The sequence below is a fragment of the Acinetobacter sp. SFA genome (assembly GCF_001647535.1).
Taxonomy (GTDB): domain Bacteria; phylum Pseudomonadota; class Gammaproteobacteria; order Pseudomonadales; family Moraxellaceae; genus Acinetobacter; species Acinetobacter pecorum.
On sequence record NZ_LSZI01000003.1, the window covers coordinates 104,234 to 119,437 of the forward strand.

Genomic DNA, 15,204 nt, shown 5'->3' on the forward strand with positions numbered 1-15,204 from the left:
ACCTCATCAACTTGATATGAGATGTTTAAAATATAGAAAATACTTGGATAAAGTTTATAGATTGCGACGGATCCATCCCGTCAGGGTTTTACCTACTTTGGTATTTTCATCAAAACAGTGCTTGAGCAAAATCAGTTTTTCATTCTTTGCATCAGCGAAGAATTGATGCGGATTACGGGTAAATTTGCCCCACTTACGCTGTATATGTTCAAAATCTCCATTTTTATTAAGGATTTTATAAGGTTTTTCCAGAAGACTCATCAGTTGCTCAATATGTTTGTTTTTCATGGTATTTAATTTCTCTTTGGTGGTGATAGGTTGCGCTATGGCTTCATATTCGCCCAATGCATTCTTACGAACATAAATCCCTTCTGCTTCTTTTAAGGGCAGTACCCAATCTCTGTGTGCCGTGACATAACCCTGTTGGGTCACTAAACGTGGAATGCCATTGGTGAGCCATTCAATCGCAATAACCTCAAAGATTTCTCCTTGTGCCAAATATTGATCCTGGCGTTTGGAGTCTTTACGAAATCCGATATCTAAGTATATGGAGTTCCGTTGGATGGCAACTACCCGAATCGGGAATTCGACAGCACGAATATAGTTTTCAAGATTATTCGTCGGATAAACATATTTAATCCCGGTTGAATTCACTGCGGGTAATTTCATCTTTTGAAAGATTTTTTGATAATAAGCCCGAACATCCTGATGACTTCGGGAAAGTGAAATCGCAGCAGAACTGGTGAGCTGGTCCAGATCTTTTTTATCTCTGACTGATTCAAGCTGTTGGATGGAAAGAACTGGCGCATATTCTTTCATTTCACCAAAACTTGAAATGTTGTCTTCTAACTTGGCAAAGACATTACAAATGAACTGGTCACTAGACTCTTTCATCTGATACGTATAACTATGTTCATTCAAGATGCGTGCAAAGCTGGCCGGTTCCTCTGTTTCGATTTTGAGATAATCTTCTGCGAATTCAATTAGGCCTTTTTGGAAAAATTCATAATAGTCATTGAGTCTTGGTACGATCACTGCTTCTACCGATTCATTGACCTTTTGATATTCCGATATACTTTCATAAGGAGTACTGGCAAAAAGAGGCTCAAAATACGAGAAGTTTACAGGCGCCAGGACGAAATTATGGCGAAGATTAGAGCCAGTCTCAGGACTGAAACTACGAATATAGTAGAATGGATTGGTAAGCGCGTGCCCGGCAGCATCCGTTAACAGGCGAGTAAAGGTATCTTGGGTATATCCTCTTCCCCAGAATTCTACAAAAGCAAATTTCTCGGAGAAATCGATATTTTCACGTAAATATTGATTTACGATAACCCGTTTTTCTGCTGCCAGTGCCAGAATTTTTTGGCGGTAAATTTCCGAGTTGCACAATGTCTTGCGGATATTTTCAGCAGTTTCGCCCCGTAAATGTCTGGCTTGTTTCAAGCTTTCAAATTCAGGAAAAAGTGCCAGAAGTTCATCTTCAGACAAATAGCTTGCTCGCACCAGATCCTGAAAACTGTCCATACCGACAAAATTACCAAAAGGGCCAAACATTTCATCATCAACTGTATGGATGAAAGAGGGAAGGCGCCACACTTTGCGAGAGCCATAGATATATTTTGTTTTTATTGGATAACTATTCTTCTCAATCAGGGCATCAGCAATCAGTTTCAGGTAATGGCCATCACGGGAAATAAAGTAAAGTGTTTCATAACCACGTTCTAGGGCATCAAGGATAGTCCAGTGTACATAAGGCACCAGAAGCGAACCTGCATAGGCATAGGCATAATAGCTTTTTTCAAATTCGGAATTGCTGATACTGCTATCAGAGCTTAACTTATTCTGCCGATAACGATGCATGAGCGTAGCCAGCTGATATGCTTCGTATTTACAGGAATTTGGAGCAGAATGAATGAGTCTGCTTTCAAATGGAATAAAGCTGTCGATGTGATGTACACGGGTTTCTATTGCAAATTTTCTTGGAACTGCACCATCTGCATGTGCATTGTCGCCATAATGCACCCATTTTTCGTACTGATATTTTTTTTCAAAGAAAATATGTTTGTAGATTTTCCCTGTTGATTTTTGATAACCGGTACTGCTGGACAGATACAGCGGAATATTATCCAGACGGGAATCCGCCTGATGCAACATGGTACGAATCACGCTTTCCGGAAGATACATATCGCTAATCAAGATGACATCCTGTCCCTGCGCCTGCAGATTTAACAGAAATTCAATACGGGGCTGCATGGGCTCAGCATGTGAAATTTCATTCTCAATTTCGAGTGTTTTTAAATAATCAGTTTGTTCAGCCGTGAGTAAATAATTATTTTGAAGGCGCTCATAAATCAAATCGAGTGAAATTTCAATTTGATCAGTTTTGCGCTCAAACGTTGTTTTTCTAAACATATCGCGCGCATCCATTTCGACTTTATGCCTGATTTGCACCCAGTCGTCTTTGAAGATCTGCGGGAAATTTAGCTCTGAATGCGTAAGCTGCTGTTGCATACGCGCAAAGATACTAAATGGAGCAAGCGTTTTGCGGTGAATCAGTGTGTCGAATACATCAAAGCTGTGTAATTCTTTATATTGGACTGCGAATGTTTTTAGCTGGTCAATTTCTGCAATGAGCTGATCCAGAGTCTTTTGTTTAGAATAGGAAAAGAAATACTCCAGTAGCTCATCTTTATTTTCAATTAGCGGTATTTCTTGAGAAAGTGTTTGCAGCAGGTGCTCAAAGCTGTCTGAAACCACACCACTGGTGAATTTGAAATAATCACCAATAAATCCTAAAGTATCTGAATATTCCTGATAGTCGGGAATATATCGAATGAACTTATTAACATTGGCTTCAAGCAGATCATAAAAAATGCTTGAATAGTCGATAATTGCAATATCAATCAGATGAAAGATTTCATAGATATCATAATTTTCATTCCAGAACATAATATGTTCTGAGTCAGAATACTGCTGCTGGATCTCGAGAAAATAGGGATCATTTCTCATAAACGGGTGGACTTTAATGATCAGTAGATCATTATTTTCTGCTATTGCAGCAGATAATAAGTCAAAGCTCGGTATCAGTTCACTCAGCACCCCGTTAATTTTTTTGATGCGGTAGGTGGGGGCGAACAGAATAACATTCCGGTAATGGGATTTATTGATCAGCTGATTAATATCATAACTTTGTACCTGACCATAAACGATATTACGAGGATAAGGCCCTCTGATAATTTGAGACCGCTCTATAATGGTATCTTGAATAAAGTGATCCTCCATTGCAGGAGAGGTGGCAAGGAAATAAGACTGATTACGGTAAAGCTTAAAATTTCGGATATGTTTGCGAACAATACTGTCTGCTAAAATGGATTCTGGGCCAAGTGCCAATTCAATATGCTTAAGACCCACCCCATGCCAAGTATTAATGACTTTTGTCGTTGCCGGCAGGTTGTCAGGATATTTCTCTCTAAAATTTTCAGTGATGTAGACATCACACTCGGCAAATAAAGCTTTGCATCGTTTATCTTTAGCAGAAAGAATATTGTTAAGGCCAAGTTTTTTTAGGGTTTCATATTCTTCATTATTTTCTGAAATCCACCAGCACTCATGGGAGTTTTGGTATTTATGACTCATATATAAAAATAGAGCTTTAGGATTACCCTGCCAGTTATAAGAAGAGAAGATCCAGCTATATTTTTGCTTTTTCTGCTCTGATAATTTATTTTCCAGAATATCCAGACTCAAATTTATTTTAGGTAAATCGGAAATATAATTAACAAAACTATTTGTATTATATAGTTTTTTATCAAACTTATAAGTCAATTTATGGATGAAAAAGTCATTTATAATTTCATTAAAGCGCTCAAGATTAAATTCTTTTGCGAGACTTTGGTTGAGTTGTAGCGCTTTTCTGGGATGGATTTTAAGCATGTTATCCCATTCATTTTTGTATTCTTCATCCGTCCAATACAGCATTTCAACGATGTCATGATACATAAAATAATTGGTTAAACTTTCTTGGTTTTTCCACCATAAGTTCAAGACGGTATGGATTGCATTCAGGACATAGGAATTCGGGGAACTATAAATAAACCAGTTGCCTACTCGAGAACCGCTATAAGTAAAAAAGAAACAGTTTTGCTTTTTGATTTCCTGTAATGAATGACTTAAATCTTGGGTCAGCAGGCAGGTTGAATCTAGCCAGACACCCCCATATTTGGTAAGTAATTCTGTTCTTAGCCAGTCTGAAAAGTGAGTAGGACTAGAATTAATCAGTTTTTCGATATGTGGAGGAGTTCTGACATAGTCAGATAAATTATTTTTAGTCAAAATAATTAAATCAAAATCCTCACCAATATATTTTTTTTGACTTTCTAATGCCACCTTGACTACAGCAGGAGCGGTTGCTGGATTATCCCAGAAAACAAAAGCTTTATTCTGATTGATTTTTTTTATACTTAAGTTTTCTCTGATTTTTTCCTTAATCTCGGATTTATTTTGAATAATAAATTCCGCCATGAGATGACGTTCTAATAATAGCGATGGGTGGATCTTAAACGCTGCTTCCACATCATAATTGGCATGCAGGGTGTTTTTTATTGCATGGTTGATAATGAGTCGAGATTTTTCTTTATCATTTTTCTTTTCATAAATCCCTGCGATTTTTAAATCTAGTAATGCATCATTAGCAAAATCTTTTTTACACTGTTCATACAATTTCAGTGCTTCGTCATAATTTTTCTTAGATTCTGCTGTTAAAGCGGTTTTGAAATCCTCATTTTGTGTAACAGGAGACTGAGATTTCTGCTTTGATTTAACTAAGTTATTGTAAATTAATATTAATTCTTGATTATCCATGATACTTTTTTTGAGCCAATTGATAAGCTATTTTGTAGAGCATATGTTCTAAAAGCAATAGATCATTTGACAATTAAGTGATTTGTACAGAGTCTTGTAGCCATGACAGCCACTCTAGTGCTGTTGCTCTAATTCATGCTATCTTTCAAAACTATATTTATACCTTTATACCTTATTCGGTATAACGCTGTACTAAAGAACAAAAAATTTTGAGAAGATAATGAAAAACATTGCTGTAATTTTATCTGGTGGTTCTGGTTCACGCTTTGGTGGAGCCTTGCCCAAACAATTTACTAAACTTGCCGGTAAAGCAATTATTGAATATACCATCGATGTATTTCAGAGTTCCGAAGATATTGACGAAATTATTATTGTTTCCCAGACCCAGAATGTTCACCGTACCTGGGAAATCATTAAAAAGAATAATTGGTCAAAAATTACTAAAGTCGTGACAGGTGGTGCAGAACGCTTTGATTCAACCTATTCAGCACTGACAGCCCTAAGAGGCAATGATGCGACGTGTAAAGTTTTATTTCATGATGCAGTACGGCCTTTGGTGAATCACCAGATTATTTCTAATTGTCTTACAGCGCTGCAGGATTTTGATGCTGTTGATGTCGTGATTTCATCTGCGGACACTCTCGTGGAAGTTTATGATGATGGATGTATTTCAAATATTCCCAATCGCTCATTTATGCGCCGTGGACAGACGCCCCAGGCTTTCACCTTGGGTACTATTCAACTTGCTTATAGTAAAGCATTAGAAATGAATCGAAAGACCTTTACCTGTGATTGCGGGGTAGTGCGTGCCATGTTGCCTCAGGTACGTGTGGCGACGGTTGAGGGAAATGAACGCAATATTAAAGTTACCCATCCGGTTGATTTATTTATTGCAGAAAAGTTTCTACAGTCTGCTCATGATATTCCGTTTAAAAATGGCGACAGCTTAAATTTTTTAAAAGATAAAAATATTGTCATTTTTGGTGGCAGCAGTGGTATTGGCCTGGAAATGAAAAATATAGCCTTGGTACATGGGGCGAATGTAGAAATTGCCAGTCGTTCATATAATCAGGTCGATATTTGTAATCTGGAAAGTGTTAAAGCTTATCTGTCTACTATAAAGAAAAAAATGGGTCACATCGACTATGTGGTGAATACAGCCGGACTTCTGATCAAGAAACCTATTGATCGGTTAAGTATAGAAGAACTCACCTCTTTAATTGGTGTGAATTATACCGGCGCGGTAAATGTGGCCATTGCAGCAAAACCCTATCTGCTAGAAACTTCTGGCATGTTAATGAATTTTACTTCTAGTTCTTATACTCGAGGCCGTGCTTTCTATGCAGTATATTCATCAACAAATGCGGCGATTGTCAACTTTACTCAAGCTTTAGCTGAAGAGTGGAGTAATGAAGGCATTCGGGTGACCTGTATTAATCCGGAACGTACCGCTACCCCAATGCGAACAGCGAACTTCGGTATAGAGCCTGCCGGATTATTATTGTCTGCTCAGGAGGTTGCCTTGGCCAGTTTAAAAGTGCTGGGTACGCAGAATACCGGTATAATTGTAGACGTTAGAAAAGACGGTCGATAAGAAGCTGCCCATGCCTGGAAATAATTTGTATTACATTTATATAGACTCAAAAATTGAAGGTACCATAGATCAACTCATAAGTTATTTTCAGGCAGATATTTTTAATGCTGATGACTGTATCTGTATTTATTTTAAATATTATAAAGATATTGAAAAATATATAAAAAATAGACTAGGTTCACAGCGGATAAAATATAAATTTATACGTAAAAACAGCGATTTGAATTTTATTTCACATAAGGTTGTATTTTATCTGTTTAATGCACAGTCAAATTGTAAAATTACTGCACGCCGTGATTTAACCCATATTTTTGTCACCCATGGTGAAAGCCATAAACTGGCTTCTATTAAACCGATTATAAGAATTTACGATTTTGTTATTACCTCAGGACAGGTAGGTATTGAGCGGTTTTTAAAGGCAAGTATTTTTAATTCATACAATATTCAGCATGAACATCGCGTCTTAACAATGGGTGATACCTTTATTGGTCAAAATGCTTATGTATTCGCATCCGATAGCCAAAGCCTGCTTTATGCTCCTACTTGGGAGGGCGGCGTACCTGAGGAGAATTATTCCTCGATTGGACTGCAAGCCACTAAAATTTTAAAACATATTATCCAGCAATATGGGATAAAAAAGCTGTATATACAGCCCCATCCTAACCTAGGACACCGGGATAAAGAATACTTGGTTCATTTCAAAAAGATGTTAAATGAGCTGAAGCAATCATCGCTTGAAATTGTAGTGGTGAAAGCACAAATCAAATTAGCAGATCACTGGTCTTATCGGGGTTATACGCTTATTTCACAATCCTATAAGCCTAAGCTTAAAGTTGCAGCTGCGGTGACTGATATTTCGGCGATGGAAATGCAGCTGATTAATAATAAGATACCGACTTTAGTACTTTTTGATCAGGATTATTTGAATAGGCTTATTATTCCGCGCCGGGTGCAATATTTGTATGCAACCACACGATCTTTGCAAAACTTTAATGTAGAAGCCTTCAGTTTTTCACAGCAAAAAGATGAAATACAAAAACATGATGATTATCTGATTGGTTATTTTGAGGAAAATTTGAGATTAATGTCATTTAGACAACGTATACAATGGTTGTGTGGGTTTGCATACGAGAACAAGATCAAAAATTATCGGGAAAATTTGGAATTATATTAATTCATGTTGTTATTTAAATACTTAGAAAAAAATTCAATGCAGGCTTGGAAGCCCCTGTTAGAACCTTATAAAAATCATACAGCAGGCTGGGGACGCAAAAAAAGTTTTTTCAAAGCCCAAGCTTTGGCAGAGGAAAAGAGCTTAAAAATACTCTGCCTGGAGGACGGTTTTATCCGTTCTTTGGGGTTGGGTAAACAGGGCTTCGCAGCTCTTTCTCTGGTTGCTGACACTACAGGCATTTACTTTAATGCCTTACAGCCTTCTGACTTGGAACAACTGATTGTTCAACCTGAAAATGAAAAATTAAACCTGCGAGCTTCATCCGTCATTCAGACAATTTTAAGCCATAAAGTCACCAAATATAATCAAAAATTCCAAAGCATCGATCCTGCTAAATTTGAACAGACAACTAGACATGTTTTGGTTGTTGATCAAACTTTTGGTGATCAATCCATTAAATATGCAGGTGCTACCCCAGCAACCTTTAAGACCATGTTGGCACAAGCCTGTCACGATCATCCGCATGCGATTATTTGGGTCAAAACTCACCCTGATGTAATGGCGGGAAAGGCAAAATCTCATTTTCAACCGCAGGACTTGGATTCTGAAAATATCCGGGTTTTAACTGAGGCCTATAATCCGATTGAACTATTGGAATATATAAGCGAGGTCTATGTGGTCAGTTCACAGCTAGGCTTTGAAGCCTTACTGTGTGGGAAAAAAGTTCACTGTTTTGGTGTGCCATGGTATGCAGGCTGGGGACTTACCCAAGATCATCACGCACCTCTGCATATTTTAAATGGGCGACGCAGACAAAATCACTCCTTGCAGCATTTATTTGCCTGTGCGTATTTGCAGTATGCACATTATCTTAATCCAGTAACCGGACAGCGCTGCGAGTTAGAGGAAATCCTCGATTTATTTATTCCAAATATACAGTTCCAACAACAACTGGCCCAATCGTATATAGCCTATGGGTTTAGTCCCTGGAAAAAAAAGTTTATTGCAGCTTATTTCGCATTTCCTCAGCTCAAGCTGAAATTCCAGCGTTATTTTAAACCGCATAAACATCATTATATTTTAGCTTGGGGGAAAAGAGCCAAGCTATTAAAAGAATCAGCTTATGAACAAGTCACTACTGTTGAAGATGGATTTATTCGTTCTGTTGGCCTAGGAGCGAAGCTGATCCGGCCCTGTTCACTGGTTTTTGACAATGTCGGCATTTACTATGATGCTACACAGCCTTCACGAATAGAACAGCTGCTTTTAAATGTGAATTTAAGTACAGAGCAGATTGACCGCGCACAGCGATTAAGAAAATTACTTATTGATTTAAATATTTCAAAATACAATGTCGGCACAAAAAAATCATTAACACGTCCTCCACATTCACGTGTTCTGTTGGTCGTTGGACAGGTGGAAGATGATATGTCGATTCAGCTCGGGGGAGTGGGGGTTAAAACCAATCTGGGGCTGCTCAAGCAGGTCAGGGAAAACCATCCGGACAGCTATATTATTTACAAGCCACATCCAGATGTCCAGAGCGGACTACGCACAGGGAAAATTCCTGAACCGGACATGCTGCATTATGCCGATCAGGTTGAACTTGATACTTCCATTTTAGAGTGTTTTGAAATTTGTGATGAGGTACATACCATAACGTCCTTAAGTGGTTTCGAAGCTTTAATTCGGGGGCTAAAGGTCTATTGTTATGGATTACCTTTCTATGCAGGCTGGGGCTTGACACAGGATAGATACTTGTCACAAAGACGCAATAGACATCTTACATTGGAGGATTTATTGTATGTAACCCTTGTAGAATATCCGACCTATAATTTAGCGCATACCGAGGTGTCGGGTATCCCCTTGGTCAGACCTGAAGATGTAATTGCTTATATAAAAAAACAGTTAGATCAACCGGTAAGTTATAACGAAAGGTATAAACGTGTATTATTAGCTCTATATAATATACTAAAAAAAATAGGTTAATTGCTTTATGTCAGTTCATATAAATCGTTTATTACTTTCTGAGCGGGTCCTCTTGTTACAGGGCCCGATGGGGAACTTTTTTAATCGTTTTTCTGCATGGCTAAAAGATCATGATATTCATTGCTTTAAAGTAAACTTGAATGGTGGTGATCAGTTTTTTTCACGTTCTTTTGAATACAATTTTAATTTTACCGGTGCTTCTTCTGAATTTTCAGCCTGGATTGAGGATCTGCTGTTAACCCAGGATATTGATACTGTCGTATGTTTTGGGGACTGCCGTCAATACCATCAGATTGCAAAAAAAGTAGCATTGAAGCATCAGATTAACTTTTTCGCTTTTGAAGAAGGGTATATCCGGCCAAACTACATTACCTTTGAGCAGGACGGGGTTAATTTCTTTTCCAACTTTTTATCGCATTTGAAGTTAAAAGCCAAAAAACATAAGCATAGCCAGATTGAGGAAATTTCCGAAGTCAATAATAGCTACCGCTCAATGGTAGTCAGTGTGATGATCTATTATCTGTTTATGCTGATTTTTTCATGGAAATACCCCCATTATAAACACCACCGGCAGATGAGTATCTGGGCTGAAGTTTATTACTGGATCTGGTCAGGTGTGCGGCGCATTAAAAACTATTTTGTAGAAGACGGCCGGTTTAATACATTTATACAGGGCCATAAAAAACGCTATTTTGTTTTTGCCCTGCAAGTACATAACGATTTTCAAATTCGTACCCATTCCGATTTGAAATGTATGAAAAAGTATATTGAAATGGTGATTCGGGATTTTGCACGACATGCAGATTCGCATCATCATTTAGTACTTAAGCATCATCCAATGGATCGTGGCTATCGTAATTATGCCTCTTATATCCGTAAGTTGGCTAAATCGCAGGATGTGGAGGGACGGATTCACTATTTTTGTGATATCCATTTACCTACGCTTTTAAAAAATAGCCTGGGTTTTGTCACGGTAAATAGTACGACAGGCATTCAGGCTTTGTATCACCATATTCCTGTCAAGGTATTGGGCTATGCACTCTATAACTTGCCTAAGCTGACCAACCAACGGCCACTGGCTAAATTCTGGAGGAATCCAGGTAAGGTGGATCAGGTGTATTTTAATTACTTCCGTGAAGAGCTGATTAATTATTCTCAATTAAACGGGGCATTTTATGGTGCTTCACCTTGGATGGATCACTATGATCTGTCGCATATCGAGGTAGATGTAGAAATGCAGCCGGTCAATAATCCTGTTTCCATCTGATCGGGATGAGAGCCTTCATGGCTCATATAATTAACTGGTAAAATTTAGAAATTTTAGAAATCTTGTTGAGAGAAATCCTTAAATAAAATACTTTTGCCCGAAATTCATTGAAGAGGATAAAAGAATTTAAAATAAAAAAAGCCCTGATCGAAAAATCAGGGCTTTTCTTAGAATCTGGAGCGGGAAAGGAGACTCGAACTCCCGACCCCAACCTTGGCAAGGTTATGCTCTACCAACTGAGCTATTCCCGCGGAGTCTATAAAGTTTTTTAAATGAAAAAACTAAATGAAAAAATTTTGAGCGGGAAAGGAGACTCGAACTCCCGACCCCAACCTTGGCAAGGTTATGCTCTACCAACTGAGCTATTCCCGCATGCCGTGTATAATACAGCATGCAAAAATGAGGTCAACACCTTTGTTAAAAATCTTGCATCAATTGCATAAAATAAAATCAAAATCCTTTGGATTAGACATTAAATAGCCAATATTTATCTGGTAGTTTATAAAACTTAGCCACAATCAACGGATTGCACCCATATAGACTGCCAAAATACTTCGCAGAACAAGGTATACTGAAACCATATTTTTCAAAATTGGAGTCCGGCCATGAGCTTAGAACAACAACTGAAAGACCGTTTGGCACAATTATCCCCAACCTATTTGGAAGTAGTTAATGAGTCCTCGGGCCATGGCGGTTATTTCCCGGGAAAAGAATCGCATTTTAAAACCGTCATTGTCAGTCAGGCTTTTGCCGGTTTGCGCCCCGTCCAGCGTCATCAGAAAGTTTATGCTGCTGCGGGTGATCTGCTGTCGAAAGACAAGATTCATGCGCTGGCGATTCATGCATTTTTACCTGAAGAATGGACAGGACAGGATACGAGCAGTCCTGCTTGTGCCCATGCACCAAAAAACTAAGAGGAAATGATGGAAACCCAACTTTTAGTCAAGATTATCCATATGTCGGTAGCAGGACTGGCAATTGTCGCCATTCTTGCCCGTGCCTTGACCTTGTTTGTCGGCACACAGGGAAATATGCCTAATCCGGTAGCACGCACCGCATTAGTGGCTTTGCAGCATTTCGCCATCACGGTGATTGTACTGACCGGTATCGTGTCGCTTTTCCTTAAAGATTTTGATGTGCAGCCCTGGTTCTATGCCAAAGTTATTTTATTTTTGGTACTGGTGTCCTCTCTAGGCAAAGCCTATAAAAAAGATGATTCGATTTTGCTGGTACAGCGTCGGGCTGGCTTATTTATTGCTGTGGTTTCATTGATGTCTATTCTGGCCCTGGTGATGATCAAGCCGAATTTTGGCTAAAAGCAGACTGGCTATGACGATCAGCATAACCATTACATCTGAATAATTAAAAAGTACAAATGTAGTAAAAGTAATTAAAAATTGACAGGAGGGGACATGCGTACACGTGTGGTATTTAATCAAAAAGGTGGGGTGGGCAAGTCGAGTATTACCGTCAATCTGGCAGCGATCAGCGCATATCAGGGCTTAAGAACCTTGTTGATCGACCTGGATCCGCAGGCTAACTCCAGCCAGTATGTGCTAGGCGATGATGCGACGTATTCCAGTGACAAGCCTGCACTCGAACCGAATATCGAAAACTATTTTGAAGATGTACTCGGCAACCAGCAAAGTAAGGGGCTGCTCGGCAATGCCATTGGCTCGATTTTAAAAAGTCGTAGCAAAGGTCTGGAAAGCTATGTGCATCAATCCTCTTTTAAGCATCTGGATGTTATTCCGGCCAGCCCTACACTTGGGACATTGGCTCATGCCCTGGAATCCAAGCACAAGATTTACAAGTTAAGAGATGCCTTGCAACAACTGTCGGGACATTATGACCGGGTGTTTATTGATACACCGCCTGCATTCAATTTCTTTACCCTCTCCGCACTCATTGCAGCAGATCGCGTGCTGATTCCTTTCGACTGTGACGTATTTTCTAAACGCGCCCTGCAGACCCTGATTGAAAATGTGATTGAAACCCAAGATGACCATAATGAAAATTTGGAAATTGAAGGCATTGTCGTCAACCAGTTTCAGGCACAGGCCAAATTACCGCGTGAAGTGGTACAGCAGCTCAAAGATGAAGGCTTACCGGTGCTTGACAGTATGTTGCCACCGTCGATCTTGATGAAAGAATCTCATCAGAAAAATCTGCCTTTGATTCATTTGGCTACTGATCATAAATTGACTCAGGCCTATCAATCGTTGTTCAATGAGATAGAGCAGAATTAAGATCGAGTTAGCTATGAAACTTGTGAAAATCGGCCTGAGTATTGCTGCACTTGCATTACTCAGTGCTTGTGCAACGACGGTAAAACCGACTTATGTGTCGCCAACCCTGTATCAGACTTTGGGTTGCTCGCAACTACAGGGTGAATATAACCGTATTCAGCAGTATATTGATAATGGTGTCGAACCACCGAAACGTACTGGCATGGGTGTAGGTGTGGGTCTTGGCGGTGGTTGGGGCAGTCACGGTGGTTGGGGTATTGGTCCGAGTATCTCAGTCAATATGGGACAGTCATCTGATACCAAAAGAACCGAACTGGCACGACTTTTAGGCGAGCAGGAAGCGATTGTCCAGGCTGCACGTTATAAGAACTGCCCGATGATCGTGCGGCAGGCGATACCTAAATAAATCATTCTATATTAAAAGGATGAATGCTGACTTCGGGTCGGCATTTTTTATTGCTTTCACCAAGAATAGAGCGGTTTAAATTAAGATAAAACTCACGTGAAATTGACCGGCCTGTATAGAAGTCTGAAATTTTTAAGCTTGTCATGATATTCGCATATTGATTAAGCTAGAACATAGGCCCGGAATAGTTCATCGCGATGATTGAAAATTGGTTATTTGTTTTAGGACTTATTGCTGTGCTGATGGTTCCAGGGCCGGCCAATGCCCTGGTGGCCAGTTCCGCTTATCAGCAGGGACGGCCCAAAACCAGTCTTTATCTTCCTGCCATTCTGATGGGCTATTTTTATGCCATTAATGTCTGGGCTTTGTTGATTCATCTGGCTTCACCGATCTGGCCAAATTTTAAAGGTGTGGTCTATGTACTGAGTACCATCTGTGTGGGCTGGATGACCTTGCATTTATATAAGGCCCAACAGTTAGAGCGCTATAATAAGAACCATCCTCAGATTCGTCCTTGGCAAATGTTTAGGGCCACCTTAAAAAATCCTAAAGCAGCCCTGTTGGCCTCAGGAATTTTACCCATGGAAACCTGGCAAAGTCCGACCAACTTCGTGCTGGTTTTTGCTGCCTTTAGCTTGAGTACCATTCCTGTAGGGGTTTTCTGGATGATTTTTGGTCAGGCAATTTTGAGCAGTCATTCTGAAAAAATAAAAGCCGGCCTCATTTATAAAGGCGCGGCTCTGTTTGTCCTGCTTTGTCTGATCCCACTCCTGATCAAGCTGTGGGATTAAATGCGCAGGCTATAAAAAATATTAAGCTGTTGTGCTTTTTTTAAGCTTTTGTTGAATAAAGCCAATCACACCTGGCAATACACTTAAAATAATGATGCCGAAAATCAGATAGGTAAAATTGTCTTTAACAATCGGCATATTGCCAAACATATAACCCAAGATTACAAATGAGCTAATCCAGGCAAATGCCCCGACCACATTATAGGTCAGGAAATATTTGTAATTCATGCTGCCAGCACCGGCTACAAAGGGTGCAAAGGTACGGGCAAAAGGAATAAAACGCGCAAAAATAATGGTTTTACCCCCATGTCTGGCAAAGAATTGCTGAGTCGCCAATAAATGTTTTTGATTGATAAAGCGTGATTCAATCTCGAACACCCGAGGTCCAATATATTTACCAATGTGATAATTCAGGGTATCACCCAGCACTGCCGCAACAAATAGGAGCGGAATCAGCACCCAGGGATCCATCGCACCTGTAGACGCTGCCAAAGCACCTGCTGCAAATAACAAGCTGTCACCAGGCAGGAACGGCATGACCACCAAACCTGTTTCCACAAAGATAATCAGGAAAAGAATGGCATAAATCCAGATCCCGTAATTGGTGATAAATTCAAGCAAGTGATCATCAACATGCAAGATAAAATCAATCAGTTCCATGAGCCCAGTACAAGCAAAAGTGTGCTCAAATCCTAACAGCGATCACCTCTAAAGTCAGTAATAAAAGTCGACTATTTTGCGGCTTATTTTTCTGCTTTCAGGCTAATCCTGTCATTTTAAAAATGGATGTATCAGCGTATTTACAGATTTTTATTGGAGCTTTCTGAGCAGACTACACAAGGTCATCATGGTGTTACATAACTTCTGCAGC

The 15,204-nt window shown here is 39.5% G+C and carries 11 protein-coding genes and 2 tRNA genes; 9 read left to right on the forward strand and 4 right to left on the reverse strand.

Annotation, left to right across the window (positions count from 1 at the left end; genetic code table 11):
* Nucleotides 1-54: 54 nt before the first annotated feature.
* Nucleotides 55-4,722: a capsular polysaccharide synthesis protein gene (locus AY607_RS02770; RefSeq protein WP_171255266.1), complete on the reverse strand. Its 4,668-nt coding sequence runs from the start codon at nt 4,720-4,722 to the stop codon at nt 55-57.
* Nucleotides 4,723-5,083: 361 nt separating this feature from the next.
* On the opposite strand from AY607_RS02770, the gene AY607_RS02775 reads away from it, so the two are divergent.
* The 4 genes from AY607_RS02775 to AY607_RS02790 are packed head-to-tail and all read left to right on the forward strand — an operon-like array spanning nt 5,084 to nt 10,887.
* The gene (locus AY607_RS02775) at nt 5,084-6,457 is read left to right on the forward strand and encodes a bifunctional cytidylyltransferase/SDR family oxidoreductase (RefSeq protein WP_064096924.1); all 1,374 of its coding nucleotides are present in this window, start codon (nt 5,084-5,086) and stop codon (nt 6,455-6,457) included.
* Between the two features lie 10 nt (nt 6,458-6,467).
* Nucleotides 6,468-7,631 (forward strand): hypothetical protein, encoded by a 1,164-nt coding sequence (locus tag AY607_RS02780; RefSeq protein ID WP_064101701.1) that lies wholly within the window; start codon nt 6,468-6,470, stop codon nt 7,629-7,631.
* A gap of 3 nt (nt 7,632-7,634) precedes the next feature.
* Nucleotides 7,635-9,620 (forward strand): capsular polysaccharide biosynthesis protein, encoded by a 1,986-nt coding sequence (locus AY607_RS02785; RefSeq protein WP_081408790.1) that lies wholly within the window; start codon nt 7,635-7,637, stop codon nt 9,618-9,620.
* A gap of 7 nt (nt 9,621-9,627) precedes the next feature.
* Nucleotides 9,628-10,887, forward strand: a complete 1,260-nt coding sequence (locus AY607_RS02790; protein WP_064101702.1) for a capsule biosynthesis protein — start codon at nt 9,628-9,630, stop codon at nt 10,885-10,887.
* A gap of 175 nt (nt 10,888-11,062) precedes the next feature.
* Here AY607_RS02790 and AY607_RS02795 read toward each other — a convergent pair.
* Both AY607_RS02795 and AY607_RS02800 read right to left on the reverse strand, forming a co-directional pair.
* A tRNA-Gly gene (locus AY607_RS02795) sits at nt 11,063-11,138 on the reverse strand.
* Nucleotides 11,139-11,186: 48 nt separating this feature from the next.
* A tRNA-Gly gene (locus AY607_RS02800) sits at nt 11,187-11,259 on the reverse strand.
* A gap of 233 nt (nt 11,260-11,492) precedes the next feature.
* Between AY607_RS02800 and AY607_RS02805 the strand changes: the two genes are divergently transcribed.
* From AY607_RS02805 to AY607_RS02825, 5 genes are all read left to right on the forward strand, one after another.
* On the forward strand, nt 11,493-11,801 hold the full coding sequence (locus tag AY607_RS02805) for a BolA family protein (RefSeq protein WP_064096927.1): 309 nt from the start codon (nt 11,493-11,495) through the stop codon (nt 11,799-11,801).
* A 9-nt stretch (nt 11,802-11,810) separates the two neighbouring features.
* Nucleotides 11,811-12,203 (forward strand): SirB2 family protein, encoded by a 393-nt coding sequence (locus AY607_RS02810; RefSeq protein ID WP_064101703.1) that lies wholly within the window; start codon nt 11,811-11,813, stop codon nt 12,201-12,203.
* 96 nt (nt 12,204-12,299) lie between these two features.
* On the forward strand, nt 12,300-13,136 hold the full coding sequence (locus AY607_RS02815) for a ParA family protein (RefSeq protein ID WP_064101704.1): 837 nt from the start codon (nt 12,300-12,302) through the stop codon (nt 13,134-13,136).
* Between the two features lie 13 nt (nt 13,137-13,149).
* Complete coding sequence (locus tag AY607_RS02820) at nt 13,150-13,542, forward strand: hypothetical protein (RefSeq protein WP_064101705.1); 393 nt, start codon at nt 13,150-13,152, stop codon at nt 13,540-13,542.
* A 197-nt stretch (nt 13,543-13,739) separates the two neighbouring features.
* A complete protein-coding gene (locus AY607_RS02825) occupies nt 13,740-14,333 on the forward strand; it encodes a hypothetical protein (protein WP_064096931.1) in 594 nt (197 codons plus the stop codon).
* Between the two features lie 21 nt (nt 14,334-14,354).
* Here AY607_RS02825 and AY607_RS02830 read toward each other — a convergent pair whose 3' ends face one another.
* Entirely contained in the window at nt 14,355-14,993 is a 639-nt protein-coding gene (locus AY607_RS02830) for a DedA family protein (protein ID WP_064101706.1), read from the reverse strand.
* Nucleotides 14,994-15,204 lie beyond the last annotated feature (211 nt).

Excerpts from the sequence above, each read along its gene's own strand:
- AY607_RS02775 (WP_064096924.1), top strand. The coding sequence starts at position 5,084 with ATGAAAAACATTGCTGTAATTTTATCTGGTGGTTCTGGTTCACGCTTT.
- AY607_RS02780 (WP_064101701.1), top strand. The coding sequence starts at position 6,468 with ATGCCTGGAAATAATTTGTATTACATTTATATAGACTCAAAAATTGAA.
- AY607_RS02785 (WP_081408790.1), top strand. The coding sequence starts at position 7,635 with ATGTTGTTATTTAAATACTTAGAAAAAAATTCAATGCAGGCTTGGAAG.
- AY607_RS02790 (WP_064101702.1), top strand. The coding sequence starts at position 9,628 with ATGTCAGTTCATATAAATCGTTTATTACTTTCTGAGCGGGTCCTCTTG.
- AY607_RS02805 (WP_064096927.1), top strand. The coding sequence starts at position 11,493 with ATGAGCTTAGAACAACAACTGAAAGACCGTTTGGCACAATTATCCCCA.
- AY607_RS02810 (WP_064101703.1), top strand. The coding sequence starts at position 11,811 with ATGGAAACCCAACTTTTAGTCAAGATTATCCATATGTCGGTAGCAGGA.
- AY607_RS02815 (WP_064101704.1), top strand. The coding sequence starts at position 12,300 with ATGCGTACACGTGTGGTATTTAATCAAAAAGGTGGGGTGGGCAAGTCG.
- AY607_RS02820 (WP_064101705.1), top strand. The coding sequence starts at position 13,150 with ATGAAACTTGTGAAAATCGGCCTGAGTATTGCTGCACTTGCATTACTC.
- AY607_RS02825 (WP_064096931.1), top strand. The coding sequence starts at position 13,740 with ATGATTGAAAATTGGTTATTTGTTTTAGGACTTATTGCTGTGCTGATG.
- AY607_RS02830 (WP_064101706.1), bottom strand. The coding sequence starts at position 14,993 with ATGGAACTGATTGATTTTATCTTGCATGTTGATGATCACTTGCTTGAA.